Here is a 23,959-nt window from a genome sequence, read left to right on the forward strand (position 1 = left end):
CGCTCGCCCCCCAGGGGGCTTTTTTCGGGGATGGGCTTTTTGCCCATTTTTTATTTGCAGCCATGGATGTGCACGAAATACTGGAAAAAACGGTGACTGGCCTCGGCTACGAGCTGGTGGATGTTGAACGCAGTCCGCGCGGCCGCGTCCTGCGAGTCTTCATCGACAAGCCGGATAAGATGCGCGGGGTGGATATTGACGACTGTGCACTGGTCAGCAACCAGTTGTCGCGCGTGCTGACGGTCGAAAACATCGACTACGACCGCCTTGAAGTCTCTTCGCCAGGGATCGACAGGCCGCTGAAGAAGGAGGCTGATTTCGGGCGTTTCGCGGGTTCGGAGATCACCCTCAAGCTGCGCCTTCCCCTGAACGGTCGCCGCAACTTCAGCGGGCGGTTGCAGGGGGTGCTGGACGGCAAGGTTCGCGTGCAGACGGATGCAGGCGAAATGGCGTTCGATCTGGTCAATATTGACAAGGCACGCGTTGTGCCGCAGTTCGACATGAAGAAATCGGGCGACAGGCTGGTTTAGGAGGTAATGAGGAAATGAGCCGCGAAATCTTGCTGCTGGTGGATGTCCTGGCACGTGAAAAGAACGTGACCAGGGACATCGTCTTCGGCGCGCTGGAAATGGCGCTGGCGTCGGCGACCAAGAAGCGCGTCCACGAAGACGCCAACGTCCGTGTCGCGGTGGATCGCGAAACTGGGGACTTCGAGACCTTCCGCCGTTGGGAAGTGGTTGCGGACGAGGATTTTCTTGACGAGGAACAGCAGGTGCCTCTGTCGGAAGCCCAGACCCAGGATCCCGAGGTCGAGATTGGTGACTATCTGGAAGAGTCGCTGGAGCCGATAGACTTCGGTCGCATTGGCGCACAGGCTGCCAAGCAGGTGATCTTGCAGAAGATCCGTGATGCCGAGCGCGAACAGATACTGAGTGACTTCCTGGCCCGCAAGGAGCACCTGGTTACCGGTACGATCAAGCGTATGGAGCGCGGCAACGCGATCGTCGAAACTGGCAAGATGGAGGCGCTCCTGCCACGCGATCAGATGATTCCGCGCGAGAATCTGCGCATCGGCGATCGGATCAAGGCTTATCTGCTGCGTATCGACCGTTCCGCCCGTGGTCCGCAACTGATCCTGTCACGCACCGCGCCGGAGTTCATCATCCAGTTGTTCGCACTGGAAGTTCCCGAAGTGGATGATGGGCTACTGGAGATCAAGGCGGCCGCCCGGGACCCCGGCATGCGCGCCAAGATCGCCGTCAAGTCCAACGATCAGCGCATCGACCCGATCGGCACCTGTGTCGGGATGCGCGGTTCGCGCGTGACTGCGGTGACCAACGAGTTGGCGGGCGAGCGCGTTGACATCGTGCTCTGGTCGGCCGATCCGGCGCAGTTCGTGGTGGGTGCGCTGGCTCCGGCCGAAGTCAGCTCGATCATTGTCGATGAAGACAAGCACAGCATGGATGTGGTGGTTGACGAGCAGAACCTGGCGATCGCCATCGGTCGTGGGGGCCAGAACGTGCGCCTCGCTTCTGAAATGACTGGCTGGACGATCAACCTGATGACCGAGGAAGAGTCCAAGACCCTGGTCGAGGCCGAGGCGGCCGCGATCCGCGTCCTGTTGATGGAGAAACTCGATGTCGACGAAGACGTCGCGAACATCCTGATCGACGAGGGCTTCACAACGCTCGAGGAAGTGGCTTATGTGCCCCTGCACGAGATGCTGGAGATCGAGGCCTTCGACGAGGAAACGGTACAGGAGCTGCGTGAACGCGCCCGCAATGTTCTCCTGACCGAGGCGATTGTCACGGAAGAGAATATTGAGGACGTGGCCGAGGACATGCTGAACCTGGCAGGAATGGACAAGTCACTGGCAGGCAAGCTGGCTGCCAGTGGCATCAAGACGCGCGACGATCTCGCCGACCTGGCCGTCGACGAACTGACCGAGATGACCGGCATTGAGGCGCAAAGGGCGAAACAACTGATCACCACGGCGCGTGCGCACTGGTTCGAGTAAGCGGGAAAGAGGAATTCTATATGGCGCAAACAAGTGTTGCCCAATTTGCCACCCAGTTGCGGATGCAGGCGGGTTCGCTGCTCGAGCAGTTGCAAAAAGCCGGTGTGGCCAAAAAGCAGGCAGATGATCTGCTGTCCGAGCAGGACAAGTCGCGGCTGCTCGAATATCTGCGTCGGTCGCATGGTCAGGGGGAAGCGAAAACCAAGATCACTCTGACCCGCAAGGAAACGACGGAGATCCGGCAGCAGGACTCGCACGGAAAATCGCATACGGTGCAGGTCGAGGTTCGCAAGAAACGCGTTCTGGTCAAACGGGATGCGGCCGAGCCGCGCGCACCGTTGTCGTCGGGGGCAGCATTTCCAGTCGCGCCGGAAGGGGTGGTGGCTGTCGCCGAACCGTTGATCGAAGTCAGCCCGCCGCCCGCGGTCGAAATCGAGGCCCGAATCGAGGCCCGAATCGAGGCCCCGGCAGCCGTTGCCATCAAGGGGCAAACGGTCCCGGAAGAAGAAGTGGCAGCGGTCGTTGCCGTCGAGGCTGAACCGGTTGTCGAAGCGAAGGCGCAACCGGTTGCCGAGGCGAAGGTCGAAGCGGCGCCGCCGGATGTCAAGGCGGGAGCCAAGAAGGTGGTGACGCGGGCTTCGATCATCGGCGAGGAGCAGCAGCGGCTGCGTGCGGAAGAAGAGCGGCGCAATGCCGAGTTGCGGGCCCTGCAGGAAGCCGAGTTCAAGAACAAGCAACAGCGCAGCGCTGACCTCGCGCGTCTGAAGCAGGATGCGGAACAGAAGGCGGTCGCGGCCAAGGCCGCCGGCGTTGCGAAACAGGTGGCAGCACAGACCGCGAGCGATCGTCCGGCCGAAGACAAGACCTTGCACAAGCCCGCTGGCAAGCCGGCGACGACCGACAAGAAGGCTGCCGACAAGAAGGCGCCGGAAAAGAAAGTGGCCGACAAGAAAGGCCAGTGGAAGAACGAAGGTGCCAACAAGCGTCCGGGCCTGAAGACGCGCGGCGCCACCGGTAGCATGGGCTGGCGGGACAACAAGCACGGCAAGCGCTCCGCCCGGGGGGCTGGCGACGAGGACGAGCAGCACTCCTTCCAGTTGCCGGTTGAGCCGGTGAGTCACCAGGTTTATGTCCCCGAGACCATCTCTGTCGCCGACCTGGCGCACAAGATGGCGGTCAAGGCGACCGAGGTGATCAAGGCCCTGATGAAAATGGGTTCGATGGTGACCATCAACCAGTCGCTGGACCAGGAGACGGCGATGATCATCGTCGAGGAAATGGGCCACAAGGCGTTCGCTGCCAAGCTCGACGATCCTGATGCCTTCCTTGATGAGGGCGCCGTGGATCAGAAAGACGTGCCGCTCGAGTCGCGCGCTCCGGTGGTGACCGTGATGGGACACGTCGATCACGGCAAGACATCGCTGCTCGACTACATTCGCCGCACCCGCGTGGCCAGTGGCGAGGCCGGAGGTATCACCCAGCACATTGGCGCCTATCACGTGCAAACCGACCGCGGCATGGTGACCTTCCTCGACACACCGGGTCACGAAGCGTTTACCGCCATGCGGGCACGCGGTGCCAAGGCCACCGACCTGGTCATTCTGGTCGTGGCGGCCGACGACGGCGTCATGCCGCAGACCCGGGAGGCGATTCACCACGCCAAGGCAGCCGGGGTCCCGATCATTGTCGCGGTGAACAAGATCGACAAGCCGGGTGCCCAACCCGAGCGGGTGAAACAGGAACTGGTCACCGAACAGGTGGTGCCGGAAGAGTACGGTGGTGACGCGCCTTTTGTCTCCGTTTCGGCGAAGACCGGTGTCGGTATCGACGAGCTGCTGGAAAACGTTCTGCTCCAGGCTGAGGTGCTGGAACTGAAGGCGCCCAGGGCGGCGCCGGCCAAGGGTCTGATCATCGACGCCCGCCTCGATCGCGGGCGAGGGCCCGTGGCGACGATGCTGGTCCTGTCGGGAACGCTGCACCAGGGCGACGTTTTGCTTGCCGGTCAGGTGTTCGGCCGGGTGCGGGCGATGCTGGACGAGAACGGCAAGGTGATCAAGGAGGCTGGGCCTTCGATTCCGGTCGAAATCCTCGGCCTCTCTGATGTGCCGGCGGCAGGGCAGGAAGCGGTGGTGCTCGCCGACGAGCGCAAGGCGCGAGAGATCGCGCTGTTCCGTCAGGGCAAGTACCGCGACGTCAAGCTGGCGACCAAGCAGGCCGCCAATCTGGAGAGCATTCTCGATCAGATGACCGAGGCGGAAGCCAAGGTCCTGGCTCTGATCATCAAGGCCGATGTGCAGGGATCACAGGAAGCGCTGGTGCAATCACTGCAGAAGCTCTCGACCGGGGAAGTCAAGGTCAACGTCATCCATGCTGCGGTCGGCGCGATCAGCGAGTCGGATGTACACCTTGCGCAGGCCTCCAAGGCGGTCATCATCGGCTTCAACACCCGTGCTGATGCGGGTGCGCGGAAGGCGGCAGAAGCCGCCGGCGTCGATATTCGCTACTACAACATCATCTACGACGCGGTGGACGAAGTAAGAGCGGCCCTGTCGGGCATGCTTTCACCGGAGAAGCGGGAAGATATCACCGGCCTGATCGAGATCAGGCAGGTGTTCCGCGCCACCAGGATCGGTACCATCGCTGGTTGCTACGTCCTCGAAGGCGTCATCAAGCGGAGTTCGCGCGCCCGTCTGTTGCGCAACCACATTGTCGTCTGGGACGGCGAGATCGAGTCGTTGAAGCGCTTCAAGGAAGACGTCCGGGAGGTCCGCAGCGGCTTCGAGTGCGGTCTTTCGCTGAAGAACTACAATGGCTACGAGGAGGGCGACCAGCTCGAAGTGTACGATGTCACGGAAGTTGCAAGGACCCTGTAAGTGCCTGCCAGCAAGGGATTCTCGCGCCGGGACCGGATCTCGGAGCAAATTCGCCGCGAGCTTGCCGAAGTGATCCGGACCGAGCTCAGGGATCCTCGCGTCGGCATGATCAGTCTGACCGATGTGCAGGTGAGTGCCGACTACGCCCATGCCAAAGTGTTCTTCAGCAGCCTGGCCGGCAGCGACAGTCTCGACCTGGTGCAGGCCGGTCTGCAGAACGCAGCCGGGTTCCTGCGCAGCGAACTTGGCAAGCGCATCAGCATTCACATGACGCCACAACTCCATTTCGTTTTCGACGAGTCGCTGGAACGTGGTGCCCAGTTGTCGAAGCTGATCAGCGAGGCGGCGGCGATCTCGGATCAGACCGATCGTTCAGATCAGGCCTGAGTTGACCAGCAGGAAAAGCTGGCGCCGGGTCGATGGCGTGTTGCTCCTCGACAAGCCGACCGGCCTGTCTTCCAACTCGGCCCTGCAGGCTGCGCGGCGTCTTTTTTCGGCAGCCAAGGCTGGGCATACCGGAACACTCGACCCACTGGCCAGCGGCTTGTTGCCGCTGTGCTTCGGCGAAGCGACCAAGTTCTCGACTGATCTGCTTGCGGCCGACAAGACCTACGAGACTGAGGTGCTGTTCGGTGTCAGGACCGACACCGGAGACGCCGACGGTACGGTCGTGATGCGTTGCCCGGTCGACTTCGGGCTGACTGAACTAGAGGCCGCTCTGCCAAGTTTCCGTGGCCCGATTCGACAGGTTCCGCCGATGTACTCGGCGCTCAAGCGAGACGGGAAGCCGCTCTACGAGCTGGCGCGGCAGGGGATCGAAGTCGAGCGCGAGGCGCGCGAAGTGATCATCCACGAACTGCGGCTGCTGGATTTTTCTGGAGACCGTTGTCGGCTTCGGATCTCCTGCAGCAAAGGCACCTATATTCGCAGCCTGGCCGAGGATCTGGGCGCTGTACTTGCTTGCGGAGCGCATCTGACTGCCCTGCGCCGGGTGGCCGTCGGCCCGCTGCAGATTGCCGATGCGGTGACACTCGATCACCTGGCGGCAATTGCCGAAGAGGATCGTACAGCCTGGCTGCTGGCGCCCGATGCCCTGCTGCAGAGTCTGCCGGCGGTGTATCTGGAGGAGCTTGCGGGCTGCCGCTTTGTCCACGGCAACCCGGTCAGCAGTGACGCGGTGCCAGGTCGCTGCCGCGTCTACGCCGAGAACCGGCTGCTTGGCCTGGGCGAGGTCGATGGCCAGGGCAACCTGCAGCCTCGGCGTGTGATCGGCGCGCTGGCTGAATCCGGGTGAAGCGAGTGGCTACGAAATAGCTTGCGCAGTCGCGTATGGGGTCTAGAATTAAGTCGACTCAAAGGCTTTTGCAGTCCACGTCGTTGACCAGGGAGAGTGATCATGAGCAGGAAGTTCATCGAGATCTGTGTAGTCGCTGCCGCCGCCGGTGTGTTTGCGGGTAGCGCCGTTTCGGCCGAGCGCCTTGACATTGGCAAGCGGGAGTATGAGGCGAACTGTGTTGCCTGCCATGGTGTCAAGGGCAAGGGCGACGGTCCGTTCAACGAGTTCCTGAAGGTCAAGACACCGGACCTGACGACCCTGAGCAAGAATAATGGCGGGCTCTTTCCCGTGAACCGCGTGCTCGAGATCATCGACGGCCGAACGCTGGTCAAGGGACACGGGACGCGCGAGATGCCGATCTGGGGCGACGTCTATAATGCACAGGCGGTCCCGCAGTTCGACGACTACCCGTACAATGCCGCACTCTTCGTCTGGGCCCGCACCCTGGCGCTGGTTGACTATCTGAACCGTTTGCAGGTCAAGTAAGCCGCGCCGCGCGGTTTCTTCCGGGACACCCGCCGCAGGCGGGTGTTTGTCTTTGGGCGACCGGCCGATGGCGCCGTCTGTTCAGAGGCGCAAGCGCGCCAGCCTTCGCCGGGCAGGCGCAGACCAGACGATCGGTCCCCGCCAAGCGCCGCATGCTGCGATGCGGTAAAATCGTTGCCATGTTCTATCCTTTATTACGCCGCCTTTTCTTCACCCTCGATCCCGAAACCGCGCATGGGATCGGCATGACCGGGGTCGGCCTGCTCAATCTTGCTGGCGCCACCTGTCTGCTGGCCAGTCCGGTGCCGCCGGACCCGGTGCAGGTCATGGGTCTCAGCTTCCCCAACCCGGTTGGCCTGGCGGCTGGGTTGGACAAGAACGGCGACCACATCGATGCGCTGGCAGCGCTCGGTTTCGGCTCCATCGAGATCGGCACCGTCACCCCCCGTCCGCAGCCGGGGAATCCCAGGCCGCGCCTGTTCCGCATTCCGGAGCGGCAGGCGATCATCAATCGTATGGGCTTCAACAACGATGGCGTGGACAAGTTGCTGGCTAATGTCGCTGCCGCCCAGTTCCCGCGCGGCGGTGGAATTCTGGGTATCAACATCGGCAAGAACTTCGATACGCCGATCGATAAGGCCGCCGATGACTATTTGACCTGCCTTGATCGCGTCTATGACGCGGCCAGTTACGTCACGGTCAATATTTCCAGTCCGAACACGAAGAATCTGCGCGAACTGCAGCGGGACGATGCACTCGATGCGCTGCTTGGCGGTCTCAAACGCGCTCAGGCGCGGCTTGCCGATCGCCACGGCAGGTACGTACCGCTGGCGCTGAAAATCGCTCCCGACCTCGACGAGGCGCAGATTCAGGCGATTGCCGACCTGCTGCGGCAGCACCGTATGGATGCTGTCATCGCCACCAACACCACCGTCACTCGCGCCGGAGTGGATGGCCTGCCAAACGCCGAGCAGGCCGGCGGCCTTTCCGGCGCGCCGCTCCTGGCGATGTCGACCGCCGTCGTCAGGAAACTGTCGGCTGCGCTGGCCGGTGAGCTACCGATCATTGCTGTCGGTGGCATCATGAGTGGTGCCGATGCGGCAGCGAAGATTGCTGCCGGCGCCTCCCTGGTGCAGCTGTACACCGGTTTCATCTATCGTGGTCCGGCGCTGGTCGCCGAAGCGGCGGCGGCGATCGCCCGCCAGCGCCGTGCCTGAATCCGGAAAGCGTTGGTCATAACGTGGTTGAATGCGTTCACTTGTCGGAGGATAATCGCGCGGCCCTGATCCGTCCTGCCCTCTGTCCCTGCGAGCCATGACCCATTATCTGTTCATCATTGTCGGCGCAGTCTTCGTGAACAACGTCGTGCTGGTGAAGATCCTCGGCCTGTGTCCCTTCATGGGCGTCTCCAAGAAGCTGGAAACGGCCTTCGGCATGGGGGCAGCGACCACCTTCGTCCTCACCGTCGCCACCGGTGCCAGCTACATCATCGACCACTACCTCTTGCTGCCCTTCGGGCTCGAGTACCTGCGCACGCTGTCGTTCATTGTCACGATTGCCGCCATTGTCCAGCTCACCGAGATGGTGATCCAGAAGACCAGCCCCTTGCTGCACCAGGTGCTCGGCATCTACCTGCCGTTGATCACCACCAACTGTGCGGTCCTCGGCGTGCCCTTGCTGAACATCGCCAACAAGCATGATTTCGTCGAGTCGCTGTTGTTCGGGGCCGGCAGTGCCATCGGCTTCTCGCTGGTCCTGGTGATCTTTGCCGGCATCCGCGAGCGCGTCGAAGGCGCCGACGTGCCGGTTCACTTCCAGGGGACGGCGATTGCGATGGTCACTGCCGGCCTGATGAGCCTGGCGTTCATGGGCTTCGCCGGACTGGACAGGTATCAATGATCTCCGCTCTGGCGATCATGGCGCTGGGCGCCGTTGTCCTGGGCGCGGCGCTCGGCTATGCCTCGATCAGGTTCAAGGTCGAGGGCGATCCGCTGGTCGAGAAGATCGAAGCGATCCTGCCACAGACGCAATGCGGCCAGTGCGGTTACCCTGGCTGCAAACCCTACGCCGCAGCGATTTCGGCGGGCGAAGCGGACATCAACCTGTGCCCGCCGGGCGGCATGGACGGGGTGCGCAAGCTGGCCGATCTGCTCGGGCGCGAAGTCAAGCCGCTGGAGGCGGAGGAGAAACCGAAGCAGGTGGCGATCATCGACGAGGCGACCTGCATCGGCTGCACGCTGTGCATTCAGGCCTGCCCGGTCGATGCCATCGTTGGTGCGGCCAAACAGATGCACACGATCATCGAACCCCTGTGCACCGGCTGCGAACTGTGTATCAAACCCTGTCCGGTCGAATGCATTCACATGCTGCCGATCGCCGAGAATCTCGACAACTGGAAATGGAAATACCCGGTGATCGAAATCAAGCGCGCGGCCTGAGGCGAACGGAATGCTGGCACAACTGTTCGGCTTCAAGGGGGGAGTGAAGCCGCAGACCAACAAGGCGCCTTCGGTGCAACTGCCGATTGGCCAGGCGCCACTGCCGTCGCGCCTGTTTGTACCGCTGCACCAAAGCATCGGCGGTGCGCCCAATCCGCTGGTCATTGTCGGTGAGCACGTACTCAAGGGACAGCTGATCGGTGGCGCCGACGGCTGGGTGTCGGCGGCCGTACATGCACCGACTTCCGGCACCGTGCTGGCCATCGAAGAGCACGTCGCCGCTCATCCCTCGGGCCTGCCGACGCTGAGTGTGGTCATCGAGCCCGACGGCCGCGACCAGTGGATTCCCCGCACGGCGCTCGATCACCGCAGCCTGGCGCCCGAGCGTGTACGCGAAATCCTGCGCGATGCCGGGGTGGTCGGCCTCGGCGGCGCCGCCTTTCCGAGTCACGCCAAGCTGACTCCTGCGCGGGCGGTGCCCATGCAGGACCTCGTCATCAATGGTGCCGAGTGCGAACCGTTCATGACCTGCGATGACCTGTTGATGCGCGAGCGGGCCGAGGAGATCGTGCGTGGAATCGCCATCTTCCGCGACCTGCTGGGCGCGAAGCGAGTGCTGATCGGTATCGAGGACAACAAGCCGGAAGCGATCTCGGCGATGAACAAGGCGGTGCTTCGGCTGGCCGAGGACTATGCCGTGGTCGCCGTTCCCACCCGTTACCCGGCGGGCGGCGCCAAGCAGTTGATCCGTGTACTGACCGGCAAGGAAGTTCCGGCCAGCAAGCGCTCGACCGAACTCGGCGTGCAGTGCTTCAATGTCGCCACCGTGTACACGGCCTATCGTGCACTTGCCCATGGCGAGCCGGTGATTTCGCGCATCGTCACCTTGACCGGCAATATCGAGCAGCCGCGCAACTGGGAAGTGAGGCTAGGCACACCGATGCGCGAACTGATCGCGCTCGGCAGACCGAAGGCCGACACCGATCGCTATCTGATGGGCGGGCCGATGATGGGCTTCGAGATCCCCGACCTCACTGCGCCGGTGGTCAAGGCAACGAACTGCCTCATCGCCGGCTCGCCGGCGCTGTTTCCGGCGAGCCCGCCCGAGATGCCGTGCATCCGTTGCGGCGCCTGCGCCGAGGTCTGTCCGCACGAGTTGCAGCCCTTCGAGTTGTACTGGTTCTCGCGCGCCAGGAACTTCGGCAAGACCCAGGAGTACCACATCTTCGACTGCATCGAATGTGGCTGCTGCAGTTACGTCTGCCCTTCGCACATTCCCCTGGTGCAATACTTTCGCTTTGCCAAGAGTGAAATCTGGTCGCGTGAGCGAGAAAAGCAGGCGGCAGATGCTGCCAAGGCCCGTTTCGAACTGCGCAATGCCCGCGAAGAGCGTGAACAGGCCGAGAAAGCCGAGCGCTTGGCCAAGGCTGCTGCCGCCAGGGGCTCCGAGCGGAAACCGGCGCCGGCCAGCGCTGCGGTGCTCCCGCCGACGGTGGAACCCGTCCAGCCAGTCGCGGCTGCCGAGAGTGCGGAGGCTGTCTCGCCGAGCGATCCCGATACGGTCAGGAAGGCGACCATCGTGGCAGCGATGGAACGTGCCCGGGCCCAGCGCGAGGCGGTGAAGCCAAGAAATACCGAGCAGCTGACTGTCGAGCAAAAGAATGAGATCGCCGCCATCGAGGCGCGACGGGCGGCGCTCAAGCCTGAACCGGCGGCCGCTCAGGGCGGCCGGGCAGACTCTGCGACCAGCCAGGAGCGTCCGGGCGAATGATGAACTGGACAACGCCGCCCTATCTGCTCGATGGCCAGGCCAGCGTGCGGCGTGTGATGCTACAGGTGCTGGTCGGCCTGTTGCCCGGGATCGCCGCCTACGTCTGGCTGGTCGGCCCGAGCATTCTGCTGCAGCTGGCGCTCGCCACGATCTCGGCACTGGCCGGCGAGGCACTGATGCTCAGGCTGCGTGGCAAGCCGCTGAGCCTGTTCCTCGGCGACGGCAGCGCGATCGTGACTGCCTGGCTGATCGCGCTGACCTTTCCGCCGCTTGCTCCGTGGTGGTTGGTCGTCGTCGGCACGCTTTTCGCCATCGTCGTTGCCAAGCACCTCTACGGCGGGCTCGGCCAGAATCCGTTCAACCCGGCGATGGTCGCCTTCGCCGCGTGCATCGTCTCCTTTCCGGCCCTGATGTCGCAATGGCCCGCACTCGGCCTCAAGCTGACGTTTGCCGAGCAGGTCAGCATCATTGCCGGCCTGGCACCCCGGATCGACGTGATGAGCGGCGCAACCCCGCTCGATGCGATCAAGACCGCCCTGAAGCTCGGTGAGGGGACGGTCGACGTGCCGACGCTACTGGCGACGCAGGACGTTTTCGGCAACTTTGCCGGTCGTGGCTGGGAGTGGGTGACGACCGGCTATCTGCTCGGTGGCCTCTGGCTGTGGCAGAGAAGGATCATCACCTGGTACGCGCCGCTGGGTTTCATCTGCGGCCTCTCGTTGCTCGCTGGCGCCTTGTGGTTGTGGAATCCGCAAGGCTTTGCCAGTCCGCTGTTTCATCTGTTCTCTGGCGGTGCCATGCTCGGGGCCTTCTTCATCGTGACCGATCCGGTGTCAGGCTGCACGACCAGCAGGGGCAAGCTGATCTTCGGCTTTCTGGCGGGTCTGCTGGCCTATACGATACGCGTCTTCGGGGGCTATCCGGACGGTGTGGCTTTCGCCGTGCTGCTGATGAATCTCTGCGTGCCGCTGATCGACATGTATACGCAGCCGCCGATCTTCGGAATGAAGAACCAACGATGAGGCTGTCGATCAAGCAGCCCAGCGCTGCCGGAATGGCGTTGCGGACGGCAGTAATCCTGCTGATCTTTGTCGTCGCCTTCACCAGCCTGCTGGCGGCTGCTTTCCTGTGGACCCGCCCGGCGATTGAAGCGGCCGCGGCAGAAGAAAAAATGAAGCTGATCGGCGAGGTACTGCCGCGTGAGCTCTACGATAACGATGTTCTCAAGGACAGCCGGCAGCTTGCTCCGAGCGCCGTGCTCGGACTCGACGAGGCCTCGACCGCCTATCTGGCGCGAAAGGGTGGCGAGGTCACTGCGCTGGTCTTCGAGGCCGTCGCGCCCGACGGCTACTCGGGAAAGATCCGCCTGCTGCTTGGCGTCTCGGCCGACGGTACTCTGCTCGGCGTACGCGTCATACAGCACAAGGAGACGCCTGGTCTCGGTGACTACATCGAGCCAAAGAAGGACAGGAACAAGGAACGGCCGTGGATCAGGCAGTTTGATGGCTTGTCGCTGGCGGCGGTCGCTGATCGCGACTGGCGAGTCAGGAAGGACGGCGGCCGTTTCGACTCAGTTGCCGGCGCGACGGTGACACCGCGAGCCGTGATCAAGGCCGTGCACAAGGCGCTGCAGTATGTCGCCGAGAATCACCGGCAGCTCTTCGCATCCAGTCAGGGAGGAAGCACATGATCAGTCGAGAGACGTTCCGTCAGATCACTGCCAATGGCGTCTGGCAGCAGAACACCAGCCTGGTGCAGATCCTCGGCCTATGCCCGTTGCTGGCCGTCACCACCAATCTGGTCAATGGTGTGATGCTGTCGCTGGCGACGATCATCGTCATGGCGGTGGCCAATGTGGCCGTTGCCTCGCTGAGAAACCTGATCCCGCACGAAATTCGCATTCCGGTGTTCATCCTGATCGTTGCCGCGCTGGTGACCGTCGTTGACCTGGTCTTCAACGCGCAGTTTCATGAGCTGTATCTGGTGCTCGGCATCTTCATCCCGCTGATTGTCACCAACTGTATCGTGCTGGCGCGAATCGAGGCCTTCGCCAACAAGAACCCGCCGCTGCAATCGCTTCTCGACGGTGTCTTCATGGGCGTCGGCATGTTGTGGACGCTGGCCTTGCTCGGAGGTCTGCGCGAACTGATCGGGGGCGGCACGCTGTTTGCCGGCATCGACATGGTCTTTCCGGGCTTGCAGCCGCTGCAGTTGCTGCCGGCCGACTATCCCGGCTTCCTGCTCACCCTGCTGCCACCAGGCGCCTTCATTCTGCTCGGCTGCCTCATAGCCTGGAAAAACTGGGTCGAAGCCCGCGTCGCGGCGCGCCAGGCGGGGCCGGGCCAGCACCCGGCAGCGCCGACTGTGCTTGCCGACGGGGTTTGACACGCTGGCTGAGCGGACGATGATGACTCAAGCCCAGTGCCACGAACTCTTCGCCCGCCTGCGTTCTGCCAACCCGGATCCGGTCACCGAACTCCAATACGCCAGCGCTTTCCAGCTGTTGATCGCCGTCATCCTGTCGGCGCAGGCGACCGACAAGAGCGTCAACCTGGCGACCAGGAAGCTCTTTGCCGACGCACCAACGCCACAGGCCATGCTCGCGCTCGGCGAAAGCGGCCTGACGCCGTACATCAGCCGCATCGGGCTTTACCAGAGCAAGGCGCGGAACGTCATCGCCACCTGTCGGCAGTTGCTCGACCGTCATGGCGGCGAGGTTCCACCGTCGCGTGCAGCGCTGGAGGCCTTGCCCGGTGTCGGCCGCAAGACCGCCAACGTGGTCCTCAATACCGCTTTCGGAGAGCCGACGATCGCCGTCGACACGCACATTTTCCGGGTGGCCAACCGCACCGGCCTGGCCGTCGGCAGGACGCCTCTGGCGGTCGAACTCGAGTTGCTGCAGGTCGTGCCGGAGGGGTTCAGACAATCGGCACATCACTGGTTGCTCCTGCATGGGCGCTACGTCTGCAAGGCGCGCCGGCCTGATTGCTGGCGCTGCCCGATTGCCGACCTCTGTGCCTACCCCGGGAAAGCCGACGATCCCGGCGGGACGGCGCGCGGATGAGCGTTGGCAGCGCGTTGGTGTCCGGCGACGATGCGGTGCCGGGACTGGCGGTGAAAGCGCTCGCCCTGGCGCTCGAAAAAGCCGGGCAAAGTTACGCCAGCAGCGTGCTGATGTTCCTCACCGCGGAGTTCTCGCGTCAGGCGCAGCAGACGGTTACCGCCGTCGCGCGCGCGGCGCGCTGCACGCAGGTTGTCGGGGGGGTCGCTGCCGGCGTGGTCACCGACAGTGGCTGGGTGCTCGATCGGCCGGCCGTCGCGCTGATGGTCTTTGCCGACGATCTTTCCCTGGCTGGATTGGACGCCGGCCGTACCATTGCAGCGCCCATCCTGAGCTATGCCGGCGGCAGCCTGCCACCTGGCTGGGCCGAGGGGGGGAGGCGCTTTGGTGGCAGCTTTACCGGCCCGCCCGGATCCGTTGAGCCGGTCGCCTGGCAGCAGGGTCGGCTGCTCGGGAAATGCAGCGTGCGGCTCCAGGGCGGGCGAGTCGAGGTCGATGTTTCGCTCGGTTGGCGATTTCTCGGTCGGGCGCATGCGATCGAAAGCAGCCGCGCCTACGAACTCGTCCGACTGGGTGGCAAGCTTGCGCTGGCCAGCTTGATGCGGGACGTGGCGGCCAATGACGACCTTGTGGCGCCGCCGCCGATCAGTACGCTGTGCGCGGTCCTGATCAACGCCGGCGATCCCTCGCCGCGACCGGGACAACTCCTTGATGCCAGCCATCATCCGGTCGCCATCGTGGACAGCAGCGCCGACGAATCGCTGACCCTCTCCGAGCGGCCGTTGCCGGGCCAGCATCTGGCCTGGGCGATACGCTCACCGGCGACGGCCACCGAAGACATGCACCGCAGCGTCGCCCAACTGGCGCGCGCCGCACCCGATCCGGAAGCCGCGCTGCTCTTTTCCTGCCTCGGCCGCGGCCCCTATTTCCATGGCGGCGAAGACGCTGACGTCGATTGCCTGCGCAAGCGCTTTCCGGGTTTGCCCCTGATTGGCTGTTATGGTACCGGGCAGATCGCGCCCAGCCCGGCGGGCGGCAATCGGCTGCTGCAGAATGCCGTCGTCACCGCCTTGATCAGCAGCTCAGCCCGGGAGGCCGATGTTTAATCCTAGCCGCGAACAGGTCCGACAGTTCTTCTGCGAAGCCTGGCGAAAATACCGCCAGCGGGCGATCCTCGAGGGCGCCGAGGTGGCGGCCGCCGACCTCATCGTGCATCACCCCGAGTATCATGCGTTGCTCGAAGACGCAGCGACGGCAGTCGAGCAGGAGTTCACACCCGAGAGCGGCCAGATGAACCCCTTTCTCCACCTCTCGCTGCACCTGGCCGTTGCCGAGCAGATCAGCATCGATCAGCCGCCGGGGATTCGCGCTGCCTACCAGGCATTGCGCGACCGACTCGACGTACATGCAGCCGAACACGCGATCATCGAGTGCCTTGGCGAGACGATCTGGCGTGCGCAGCGGCATGGTGCGGCGATGGATGCGCAGGCCTACCTCGACTGTGTTCGGCGGGCGGCGGGTGGTGCCAGCAACTGACTCGGCGTTCCCCTGGCGGCACGTCAGGCCGGGCTGGTGCAGACCAAATGCTGAAGACGGTGTTTGCGGGTAGAATCAGGGGGTCTTCCTGAGGAACAACCCCATGCGCTTCTCCGGTTCTGAAACTTACGTTGCCACCCGTGACCTGACCCTTGCCGTCAATGCGGCGATCACCCTGCAGCGACCGCTGCTGATCAAGGGTGAGCCGGGGACCGGCAAGACCATGCTGGCCGAGGAAGTTGCCGCCTCGCTCGGATTGCCGCTGTTCGAGTGGCATGTCAAGTCGACGACCAAGGCGCAGCAGGGTCTCTACGAATACGATGCCGTCTCGCGCCTGCGGGACTCGCAGCTTGGCGAGGCGAAGGTCGCCGACATCGGCAGTTACATCGTCAAGGGCGTCCTCTGGCAGGCGTTCGAATGTGAAACGCCGTCGGTGGTCTTGATCGACGAGATCGACAAGGCCGACATCGAGTTCCCCAACGACCTGCTGCGCGAACTCGACCGCATGGAGTTCTTCGTTTACGAGACCCGGCAGAAGGTACGCGCCCGCCACCGGCCGCTGCTCTTCATCACCTCGAACAACGAGAAGGAGCTGCCCGACGCCTTCCTGCGGCGCTGCTTTTTCCATTACATCCGCTTTCCCGACAAGGAGACGATGACGAAGATCGTCGACGTCCATTTCCCGGGCCTGAAGCCCGCCTTGTTGCGCGAGGCGCTGGAAGTGTTCTTCGAACTGCGCGAAATCCCGGGTCTGAAGAAAAAGCCTTCGACCTCGGAGCTGCTCGACTGGCTCAAGCTGCTGCTGGCCGAGGACATCCCGCCCGAAGCGCTGCGCAGCAAGGACCAGAAGACCGCCATCCCGCCGCTGCACGGCGCGCTGCTGAAGAACGAACAGGACGTGCATCTCTTTGAGCGCCTGATTTTCATGGCCCGCCACAACCGCTGAGGCGGCGACGGAAGCGACGATGCTGATCGACTTCTTTCTCCACCTCAAGGCGAGCCGGCTGCCCGTATCGATCAAGGAATTCCTCACCCTGCTCGAAGCGCTGCAGCAGCACGTCATCGAGTACAGTCTCGATGACTTCTACGTCCTGTCGCGGGCTATCCTGGTCAAGGACGAAACCAACTTCGACAAGTTTGACCGCGCTTTCGGGGAATACTTCAAAGGGGTCGAGGCGCTGCCGGGGATGGACGTGCTGATCCCCGAAGAGTGGCTGCGCCGGGCGGTGAAGAAGCACCTGACCGACGCCGAACGCGCCAGGCTGGAGAAACTCGGCTGGGACAAGCTGATGGAAACCTTCAAACAGCGCCTGGCCGAGCAGAAGGACCGCCACTCGGGTGGCAGCAAGTGGATCGGCAGCGGCGGCACTTCACCCTTCGGTCACGGCGGGACGCATCCCGAGGGGATCCGGGTGGGTGGCCGGAGCGAGAACCGCTCGGCGGTCAAGGTCTGGGAAAAGCGCGAATACCGCAACCTCGACGACAGCGTCGAGCTCGGCACGCGCAACATCAAGGTCGCCCTGCGCCGCCTGCGCCGTTTTGCCCGCGAGGGGGCAGCCGAAGAGCTCGATCTCGAAGGCACCATCGCCGGCACGGCGCGTAACGCCGGCTGGCTCGATCTGCACATGCGCCCCGAACGCCACAACGCGGTCAAGGTGCTGCTCTTTCTCGACATCGGCGGCTCGATGGACGATCACATTCGCGTCTGTGAAGAGCTTTTCTCGGCCTGCCGCAGCGAGTTCAAGCATCTTGAACACTATTACTTCCACAACTGCGTCTATGACTACCTGTGGAAGGACAACCGGCGCCGCCATAGCGAGCGCATTCCCACCCCTGACGTGCTGCACAAGTACGGCAATGACTACAAGCTGATCTTCGTCGGTGACGCCGCGATGAGTCCTTACGAGCTCGTGCAGCCCAACGGCAGCATCGAATTCAACAACGCCGAACCCGGCGCCACCTGGCTGCGCCGGCTGGCCGACACCTGGCCGCACGCGATCTGGCTCAACCCCGAATCGGAGCATTCCTGGCAGTACCGGCAATCGACCTCGCTGATCTACAACCTGCTTGGTGGCCGCATGTTTCCGCTGACGCTCGACGGGCTGGCGCGGGGGATGCGCTTGCTGAGCAAGTAGCGCCGCCTTTTTTTCGTGGCGATCACGGAAGCCGCTTGCCCTGACGCGTGATCACGCGCTGGTGGCTGTACTCGCTGGCTGATGGTCGGGCCACGGTGCCACGCGCCAGCAGGTAGTCGACGAAGGTCTGGGTGTAGTTCAGATAGGTGTTCACGCTCTTGCCGGCCTGGTGGACCCGGGCGAGCGTCGCGTAGCCGTCGCCTCCGGCCGCCAGGTAGTCGCTGGTGACCACGGTGTAGCTTGCGTCCGGCTCGACCGCACGCCAGACGTCGCTTCCCTTGCGCTTCACTTCGACGCCGCTGAAACGGCTGCCGCGCGCCTGCGACAGGTCGAGCTGCCAACGCAGGCCAGCGGCGTAGGGATGCGATCCGTCCGATCCGCCGCGGTCGAGGTAATTGCCGACCGCATCCTCGAGCACCTCGACGAGCTGGCGGCCGGTCAGTTGCAGCTCGAAGAGAACGTTGGTGTAGGGGAGAACCGTGTAGGCGGTACTGAAGGTGATATCGCCCTGGGGCAAGGGGGTGCGGATGCCGCCGCCGTTCTGCAGGGCGATGTCGGCGAGTTTGCTGGCCTGGCGGTAGGCTTCCGCAACGGCCTGGGCAACGTCGCTGCCGCGGGCCAGCGTGTTGGCTTCCTCGCAGCCGGCGACACCGCTGCTGCGGTTGGTCGATTCGCCGGGGACGCGAACGAGACAAAGCGATTGGCTGGCGATACCGATCTTCTGCCGCTTCATGTCATCGAGGCGGCCGGCGTAGCGCGCGAGTTCAGCCTGGGCAATCGGGTCCGGCGCAACGACACGGGCGCCGGAGCCGCTGAGCTGGCCGAGAATCCGCGCCCGCTGTGCCGCGTCCACCGCAACGAAGGCGCCGCTGCCATCCTTCTGACGGAAGTCATCGCCAATCGGCAGCGTTACCTCGCCGCTGCAGCTAGCCACCGCCCCCCGGTCGTTGAAGCGCACCTGCAACAGGCCGAAGAGCTTGGCATACTCCCACGCCTGGGCGATGCAGACCGGATCGCCGTCGCGGTTGCGGGCCACGGTGGGATACGGACCCGAGGACGAGGTGATGCCGATGGCCGAGAAATCGCCGAGCAGCGTATGCGAATCGCCACCGATGATCGCGTCGACGTCGGTCAGCCGGGCGGCCATCGCCAGGTCAGCGTCGTAGCCCTGATGGGTAACCAGGATGATGTGACGGATGCCCCGGGCGCGCAGGGCGTCGATGGTTTGCTGGGCGGTATCGACCTCGTCGAGGAAGCGGGTGCCGGGCAGCGGCCGTGAAGAGTTCATCGTCTTCCCGCTCACCTCGATGCCGATGATGCCGACCGTGACGGCGCCGAACTGCTTCAGCAGATAGGGTTGAAGGTAGTCATTCGGGGTCCGTGGCGCCAGCGGCGAGCCAATTGCCGGCGCGACGTTGGCGGCCAGAACGGTCGTCCGGCACTGGCCGCTGCGCAGGAGATCGAGAAAGCGCCGCAGGCCCGCGTCACCCTCGTCGAACTCGTGGTTGCCGAGTTCGAAAGCGTCGAAGCAGACCGTGTTCATCAGAGCCGCATCGGCCTCGCCGTTGTAGAGGGTGTGGTAGAGCGTGCCGGTCATCGCGTCACCGGCGTGAATCTTCAGCAGATTGGGGAGTTGGGCACTGGCCCTGAAAAGGGTCGTCAGACGGGGAAAACCGCCGGCCTCGACGCGTGTCGGGACGCCATCGAGCACCAGTTCGAAATCCCGGTGGGGTTCGAGGTTGGAATGGTGGTCGTTGATATGGGCGATACTGATTTCCAGGCCAGCTACCGGGATGGGTGGCGGCAGGGGTGGCGAATGGCAGGCGGTCAGGGCAAGCGCCAAGGCGACGCCGGCCGGCAGGACGCTGGAGCAGGAGGTTTTGCGCATGGGAGCAGCTCCGAAGAAGAGTCTGGGGAGTTGGCGAAAGGTGTACTCGAGACTGCACAGCATAAACGCAGCCGACGCCCTTGGGTCATTGCCAAGAAAGAACATCGTCGAATTCCCAGAAAGAGGGCAGTTGCTGGCCAAGGAATTTCTTTCCATGAAGGGGGGAAGCGCGCCGGGCCGGCACGGGCGTGGCGGAAAGTTGCCCTGGTAAAGTACTCGGAATCACCGGTAACGCTTGGCGGCCCTGGTTCGGGCGGTCGAAGCCTTGCCGGCGGATCGCCGCCAGGGCCCATGCTGCTCACGGCTTGCTGTCTTTGTGAATCCCCCGGGAACTGCTAGACTCGCGCTGGCCTGCCGATGACGGCAGCGCCGTGGGGATTTTCGGTGCCAGCCAGCGCCGCCTTTTTGAGGAGGAGACAAGATGGGGTTTTTTGATTTCGTCAAGGAAGCAGGCGAGAAACTCTTTCGTGCCAAGGATGCAGAGGCCGCGTCAGCCGAGCTTGCCAGTGCTCCGGATGACGAGGCGGCGAAAGCGCGCCTTGACGAGTTGAACCGTACTGCCAGCGAAGCGATCGAGGCGTACATCAATACCCAGGCCCTGCCGGTGACCGGTCTGACGGTGACCTTCGACGGCGCCAGTGGCGTGGCGACGGTATTCGGCGTCGCCGGCGACCAGGCGAGCAAGGAAAAGATCCTCTTGTGCTGTGGCAACGTCACCGGCGTGTCCCAGGTCAACGACATGATGTCGGTCGACCAGAGCGAACCGGAGGCGACCTTCTACACGGTCGTTTCGGGTGACAACCTGTCGAAGATAGCCAAGCAGCACTACGACAACCCGAACAAGTACATGCTGATCTTCGAGGCCAACAAGCCGATGCTCAGCCACCCGGACAAGATCTATCCCGGGCAGGTGCTGCGCATTCCGCCGCTGTAGAGAGTTTCGTCCCTGTGGGCTGAATCTCCTCGTCCGCAGGGGTGGCCGGCAAGGCGGTGAAGGGGGCAGGTCACCGGCTTGCAGAACTCGTGGCCGGCCGTTTCGGGGGCGGTACTTTTACTGGGAGTTGGCGATGGGAATCGTCTGGACAATCGTTCTTGGCTTTGTAATCGGCGTGATCGCCAAACTTCTGCTTCCGGGTAGGCAGAACATGGGATTCATCGTCACCGTTCTGCTCGGAATCGGCGGTTCCCTGTGCGCCGGCGTGGTTGGTCAGTTTTTCGGCTGGTACCAGGCCGGGGAAGGGGCCGGATTCATCGCCTCCGTGATCATGGCGGTGATCCTCCTGGTGATCTACGGCAAGATTCGCGGCGGGTCCTAGCCGCGCCGGCTTCCTGCCGTCGCACGGTCCCGGGGGCCCTACGGCTGGCGAGGGGCGGCAAGGCGCTCGACCATGGCGCGCACGGCCTTGATCTGCAGGCCATCGCGCGTGTGGTAGTCGCTCCCGAATAGCCCCACCAGTCCCAGCAGGCAAAGGGGTTGTTTACCCACTTCCACGAGCCGAACGCCAGGCCGTGGCGCGGAATGGTCTGCGGGTAGAGGACGACGATGCGGTTGTTGTCGGCCCAGGCGTTGTAGCCGGCGCCATCGACGAAGCGTCGCCCGATCTGCGCCGCGCTCTGACGGCAGCCGTGGAAGGCGACATGCACCCGGCAGGCGCTGCTGCGGCAGGCCTGCGGCACATAGACGTAAGCCTCGTCGGCGAGTCCCGGCATCGATCGGCTTGCCATCGACGAAAGGCCGCTGGTCGAAAACCAGCGGCTCACCGCGCGCGGGCGGTGCGGGGGCTGCAGCGGGCCAAGCAGGTGCGTGAGCATTTCGCCGGCTGGATCGAGATCGCCACAGCGGTTGATGAACGGCGCCCGGGCGCTGCTGCAGGCGCGGCCTGCGGGTCGGCGACCGAGATCATGGCGTGCGCGGCCTCGGGCACCTTGACGAAAGCGAATCGCGGCCGGGGCAAGCCATTCGCCATAGAAAGCGGCCAGCTCTCGACACCGCGGTGTCTACGACGCTCGTCCTTGCCGCCGGACAGCAGCCACACGCGGTCGTCGCGCAGATGCTCCAGGGGATCGATGCGGCCCGCCCGCGCGATCGCTTCGGCGCTGGGCGGCGCAGTTCGGCGACGGTCGGCAGTGGCGCCCACGAAGAGGGCGACATGCAACGGTGAGCGCACGCCGGTCGATCCTTCGGCGCAGTAATACGGTCCGCCGGCGAGTACGCCGGCGCCGCGCACCAGCTTCGAGTGCGCGACCTGGAACTGCACCGCCATGTAGGCGCCCGAAGAAACCCCGGAGACCGTCAGCTCGCTCAGATCGGCGCCGAGCGCCGGCAGTGCGGGCGCCGCAGGCTGTGTTGCTGCCCAGGCAGAGCGACAGGCTCAGCAGCAGTGCCGCAAGGCTGCGCGGGGCGCGGCGATCGGGGCCATGAAGTTGGTAGCAGGCACGAAGATGATGCTTCGGAGCGGCTGTGAACAACGGCTGCAGCGCCAGGAACCCCTCTTCCCGCTGGCTCGGGAATGGCAGCGAGGATCACGCTTGCTGGCCAACCATTCACCAGCTGTCCGGCAATGGTAGCAGATTGGCTTGTCGCCTGCCGGCCCGCCGGCCGACCAGCAAGGAGCATCCGCCTTGTTTCCGCATCAAGGCGCCCCTAAACTAGGCGCTCCCTCACTCCTCCACCGCGTTTGGCGCGGATCGCCATGCACCCGTCGTCCGTCGTCATCGACTCCAAGCTGCCCTGGGTCGGGACCACCATCTTCACCGTGATGTCGAAGCTCGCCGCCGACTGCGGCGCGATCAACCTGTCGCAGGGCTTTCCTGATTTCCAGGCCGAGCCGGCGCTCTTCGACGCCACGCTGGCCATGCGATGCGCGGGCGAAACCAGTATCCGCCGATGGCCGGTGTGGCCGAATTGCGCGCGGCGATCGCCGACAAGGTCGCAGCGCTCTATGGCGTAGAGTACGACGTCGACAGCGAAATCACCGTCACCGCCGGTGCGACGCAGGCATCTTCACCGCCATTGCCGCGTTCGTGCGCAGTGGCGACGAGGTGATCGTTTTCGAGCCGGTCTACGACAGCTACGTGCCGGCGATCGAGACGGTCGGTGGCAAGGCGGTCTACGCCACGCTGCGCTTCCCGGATTACCGGCCCGACTGGGAGCAGCTGCGCTCGCTGCTCAGCCCGCGCACGCGGATGATCATCATCAACTCGCCGCACAACCCGACCGGCAGCCTGCTCGAGCCGACGATCTGGCGCGCTGGCCGAGCTGACGCGCGATACCGATATCGTCGTGCTTTCCGACGAGGTCTACGAACACATCGTTTTCGACGGGCGCAGCACCAGAGCGTCGCTGCCCATCCGGAACTGGCGGCGCGCAGCATCGTCGTCTCGTCGTTCGGCAAGACCTATCACATCACCGGCTGGAAAGTCGGCTACGTGCTGGGGCCTTCGCGAACTGATGAGCGAGTTCCGCAAGGTCCATCAGTTCAACGTGTTTACGGTCAATACGCCGTGCCAGTTGGGGATCGCCGAGTACATGCGCGACGCCTCGCGCCACCTCGGCCTGGCGGCGTTCTACCAGGGCAAGCGCGAGTTCTTCCGCAGCCAGTTGCGCGGCTCGCGCTTCGAGTTGCTGGCCTGTCGCGGTACCTACTTTCAACTGGCGCGTTACAGCGCGATTCCGATCTGCCTGACCGCGAGTTTGCCCGCTGGCTGACCCGCGAGGCCGGCGTGGCGGTGATTCCGGTGTCCGTGTTCAACCACGATGGTCGGGACGACCGCGTCGTGCGTTTCTGTTTCGCCAAGCAGGAAGCGACACTGGCCGCCGCCGGTGAAAAGCTGCGGCGTCTGTAAGGGCTTCACAGCGACTCGCCTTGCACCTATAATCGCGCGCCGGTCCGGATAGACAGTCCAGGCATTGCCAATCACCCGTTGAAGGAGACGTCATGAGCATGATGCAGGAGTTCAAAGAGTTTGCCATGAAGGGCAACGTCATGGATCTCGCCGTTGGCGTGATCATCGGCGGTGCTTTCGGCAGGATTGTCGATTCGGTGGTGGCTGACCTGATCATGCCCTTCATCGCCTGGGTCATGGGTGGCAAGCTGGATTTCTCAGGGATGTTCCTGGTCCTCGGCACCATCCCCGAAGGCACCGTCAGGAACCTCGATGCGCTCAGGAAGGCGCAGGTGCCGGTTTTTGCCTACGGCAACTTCCTCACCATCCTGGTCAATTTCATCATCCTTGCCTTCATCATTTTCATGATGATCAAGCAGATGAATCGCCTGAAGCGGAGCGAGCCGGCCCCTGCGCCAGCACCGGAGCCGGAGGCAGCCGAGGAAGTGCTGTTGCTGCGCGAGATTCGCGACAGCCTGAAAAAGTAGCGCCCGTTCCGGGTGGGTCAGTGAATGGCGTTCAGTTGCGTGGCG

The 23,959-nt window shown here is 63.8% G+C and carries 25 protein-coding genes and 1 pseudogene; 23 read left to right on the top strand and 3 right to left on the bottom strand.

Translation table 11 applies throughout. From position 1 onward, the window contains the following. Positions 1-62 precede the first annotated feature (62 nt). From rimP to V5B44_RS14890, 18 genes are all read left to right on the top strand, one after another. Entirely contained in the window at positions 63-530 is a 468-nt protein-coding gene (rimP, locus tag V5B44_RS14805; RefSeq protein ID WP_332359779.1) for a ribosome maturation factor RimP, read from the top strand. Positions 531-544: 14 nt separating this feature from the next. After that, entirely contained in the window at positions 545-2,017 is a 1,473-nt protein-coding gene (gene nusA / locus V5B44_RS14810) for a transcription termination factor NusA (RefSeq protein ID WP_332359780.1), read from the top strand. Positions 2,018-2,037: 20 nt separating this feature from the next. Then, entirely contained in the window at positions 2,038-4,890 is a 2,853-nt protein-coding gene (gene infB, locus V5B44_RS14815; protein WP_332359781.1) for a translation initiation factor IF-2, read from the top strand. Next, positions 4,891-5,277 (top strand): 30S ribosome-binding factor RbfA, encoded by a 387-nt coding sequence (rbfA, locus tag V5B44_RS14820; RefSeq protein WP_332359782.1) that lies wholly within the window; start codon positions 4,891-4,893, stop codon positions 5,275-5,277. Position 5,278: 1 nt separating this feature from the next. Next, positions 5,279-6,184, top strand: coding sequence for a tRNA pseudouridine(55) synthase TruB (truB, locus tag V5B44_RS14825; RefSeq protein ID WP_332359783.1), 906 nt, complete (start codon positions 5,279-5,281; stop codon positions 6,182-6,184). Positions 6,185-6,286: 102 nt separating this feature from the next. Next, positions 6,287-6,712 carry a c-type cytochrome gene (locus V5B44_RS14830; RefSeq protein ID WP_332359784.1) on the top strand — a complete coding sequence of 142 codons (426 nt, stop codon included), beginning with the start codon at positions 6,287-6,289 and terminating at the stop codon, positions 6,710-6,712. 179 nt (positions 6,713-6,891) lie between these two features. Continuing rightward, positions 6,892-7,929, top strand: coding sequence for a quinone-dependent dihydroorotate dehydrogenase (locus V5B44_RS14835; RefSeq protein ID WP_332360052.1), 1,038 nt, complete (start codon positions 6,892-6,894; stop codon positions 7,927-7,929). 97 nt (positions 7,930-8,026) lie between these two features. Beyond that, on the top strand, positions 8,027-8,611 hold the full coding sequence (rsxA, locus tag V5B44_RS14840; RefSeq protein WP_332359785.1) for an electron transport complex subunit RsxA: 585 nt from the start codon (positions 8,027-8,029) through the stop codon (positions 8,609-8,611). After that, positions 8,608-9,150 carry an electron transport complex subunit RsxB gene (gene rsxB, locus V5B44_RS14845; RefSeq protein ID WP_332359786.1) on the top strand — a complete coding sequence of 181 codons (543 nt, stop codon included), beginning with the start codon at positions 8,608-8,610 and terminating at the stop codon, positions 9,148-9,150. The genes rsxA and rsxB overlap by 4 nt, the downstream gene beginning before the upstream one ends. A gap of 10 nt (positions 9,151-9,160) precedes the next feature. Continuing rightward, positions 9,161-10,921, top strand: a complete 1,761-nt coding sequence (gene rsxC, locus V5B44_RS14850; RefSeq protein ID WP_332359787.1) for an electron transport complex subunit RsxC — start codon at positions 9,161-9,163, stop codon at positions 10,919-10,921. Beyond that, complete coding sequence (locus tag V5B44_RS14855; RefSeq protein ID WP_332359788.1) at positions 10,918-11,943, top strand: RnfABCDGE type electron transport complex subunit D; 1,026 nt, start codon at positions 10,918-10,920, stop codon at positions 11,941-11,943. Before rsxC ends, V5B44_RS14855 begins: the two co-directional genes overlap by 4 nt. Further along, positions 11,940-12,611 (top strand): electron transport complex subunit RsxG, encoded by a 672-nt coding sequence (gene rsxG / locus V5B44_RS14860; protein ID WP_332359789.1) that lies wholly within the window; start codon positions 11,940-11,942, stop codon positions 12,609-12,611. Before V5B44_RS14855 ends, rsxG begins: the two co-directional genes overlap by 4 nt. Beyond that, positions 12,608-13,306 (top strand): electron transport complex subunit E, encoded by a 699-nt coding sequence (locus V5B44_RS14865; protein ID WP_332359790.1) that lies wholly within the window; start codon positions 12,608-12,610, stop codon positions 13,304-13,306. The genes rsxG and V5B44_RS14865 overlap by 4 nt, the downstream gene beginning before the upstream one ends. Positions 13,307-13,328: 22 nt before the next feature. Further along, a complete protein-coding gene (gene nth, locus V5B44_RS14870; protein WP_332360053.1) occupies positions 13,329-13,985 on the top strand; it encodes an endonuclease III in 657 nt (218 codons plus the stop codon). Next, positions 13,982-15,088 (top strand): FIST C-terminal domain-containing protein, encoded by a 1,107-nt coding sequence (locus V5B44_RS14875; protein WP_332359791.1) that lies wholly within the window; start codon positions 13,982-13,984, stop codon positions 15,086-15,088. Before nth ends, V5B44_RS14875 begins: the two co-directional genes overlap by 4 nt. Further along, positions 15,081-15,518: a DUF1841 family protein gene (locus V5B44_RS14880; RefSeq protein WP_332359792.1), complete on the top strand. Its 438-nt coding sequence runs from the start codon at positions 15,081-15,083 to the stop codon at positions 15,516-15,518. Before V5B44_RS14875 ends, V5B44_RS14880 begins: the two co-directional genes overlap by 8 nt. 103 nt (positions 15,519-15,621) lie before the next feature. Next, positions 15,622-16,464 carry an AAA family ATPase gene (locus V5B44_RS14885; RefSeq protein WP_287635325.1) on the top strand — a complete coding sequence of 281 codons (843 nt, stop codon included), beginning with the start codon at positions 15,622-15,624 and terminating at the stop codon, positions 16,462-16,464. 19 nt (positions 16,465-16,483) lie between these two features. Then, positions 16,484-17,653, top strand: coding sequence for a vWA domain-containing protein (locus V5B44_RS14890; protein WP_332359793.1), 1,170 nt, complete (start codon positions 16,484-16,486; stop codon positions 17,651-17,653). 22 nt (positions 17,654-17,675) lie between these two features. Here the strand turns inward: V5B44_RS14890 and V5B44_RS14895 are convergent, their stop codons facing one another. Continuing rightward, positions 17,676-19,541 carry a bifunctional metallophosphatase/5'-nucleotidase gene (locus V5B44_RS14895; protein WP_332359794.1) on the bottom strand — a complete coding sequence of 622 codons (1,866 nt, stop codon included), beginning with the start codon at positions 19,539-19,541 and terminating at the stop codon, positions 17,676-17,678. 421 nt (positions 19,542-19,962) lie between these two features. On the opposite strand from V5B44_RS14895, the gene lysM reads away from it, so the two are divergent. Together lysM and V5B44_RS14905 are read left to right on the top strand one after the other, a co-directional pair. Next, entirely contained in the window at positions 19,963-20,475 is a 513-nt protein-coding gene (gene lysM, locus V5B44_RS14900; RefSeq protein ID WP_332359795.1) for a peptidoglycan-binding protein LysM, read from the top strand. 133 nt (positions 20,476-20,608) lie between these two features. Beyond that, entirely contained in the window at positions 20,609-20,857 is a 249-nt protein-coding gene (locus V5B44_RS14905; RefSeq protein ID WP_332359796.1) for a GlsB/YeaQ/YmgE family stress response membrane protein, read from the top strand. A 38-nt stretch (positions 20,858-20,895) separates the two neighbouring features. Here V5B44_RS14905 and V5B44_RS14910 read toward each other — a convergent pair whose 3' ends face one another. Continuing rightward, the gene (locus tag V5B44_RS14910) at positions 20,896-21,027 is read right to left on the bottom strand and encodes a hypothetical protein (protein ID WP_332359797.1); all 132 of its coding nucleotides are present in this window, start codon (positions 21,025-21,027) and stop codon (positions 20,896-20,898) included. A gap of 271 nt (positions 21,028-21,298) precedes the next feature. Continuing rightward, the gene (locus tag V5B44_RS14915; RefSeq protein ID WP_332359798.1) at positions 21,299-21,805 is read right to left on the bottom strand and encodes a hypothetical protein; all 507 of its coding nucleotides are present in this window, start codon (positions 21,803-21,805) and stop codon (positions 21,299-21,301) included. Between the two features lie 414 nt (positions 21,806-22,219). Between V5B44_RS14915 and V5B44_RS14920 the strand changes: the two genes are divergently transcribed. The 3 genes and pseudogenes from V5B44_RS14920 (at position 22,220) to mscL (ending at position 23,914) form a co-directional block, all read left to right on the top strand. Then, positions 22,220-22,492: a hypothetical protein gene (locus V5B44_RS14920; protein ID WP_332359799.1), complete on the top strand. Its 273-nt coding sequence runs from the start codon at positions 22,220-22,222 to the stop codon at positions 22,490-22,492. Then, positions 22,429-23,387, top strand: a pseudogene (locus tag V5B44_RS14925) (aminotransferase class I/II-fold pyridoxal phosphate-dependent enzyme). Before V5B44_RS14920 ends, V5B44_RS14925 begins: the two are co-directional and overlap by 64 nt. 92 nt (positions 23,388-23,479) lie before the next feature. Next, positions 23,480-23,914, top strand: coding sequence for a large conductance mechanosensitive channel protein MscL (gene mscL, locus V5B44_RS14930; protein WP_332359800.1), 435 nt, complete (start codon positions 23,480-23,482; stop codon positions 23,912-23,914). Positions 23,915-23,959 lie beyond the last annotated feature (45 nt).

The organism is Candidatus Accumulibacter necessarius (genome assembly GCF_036625085.1).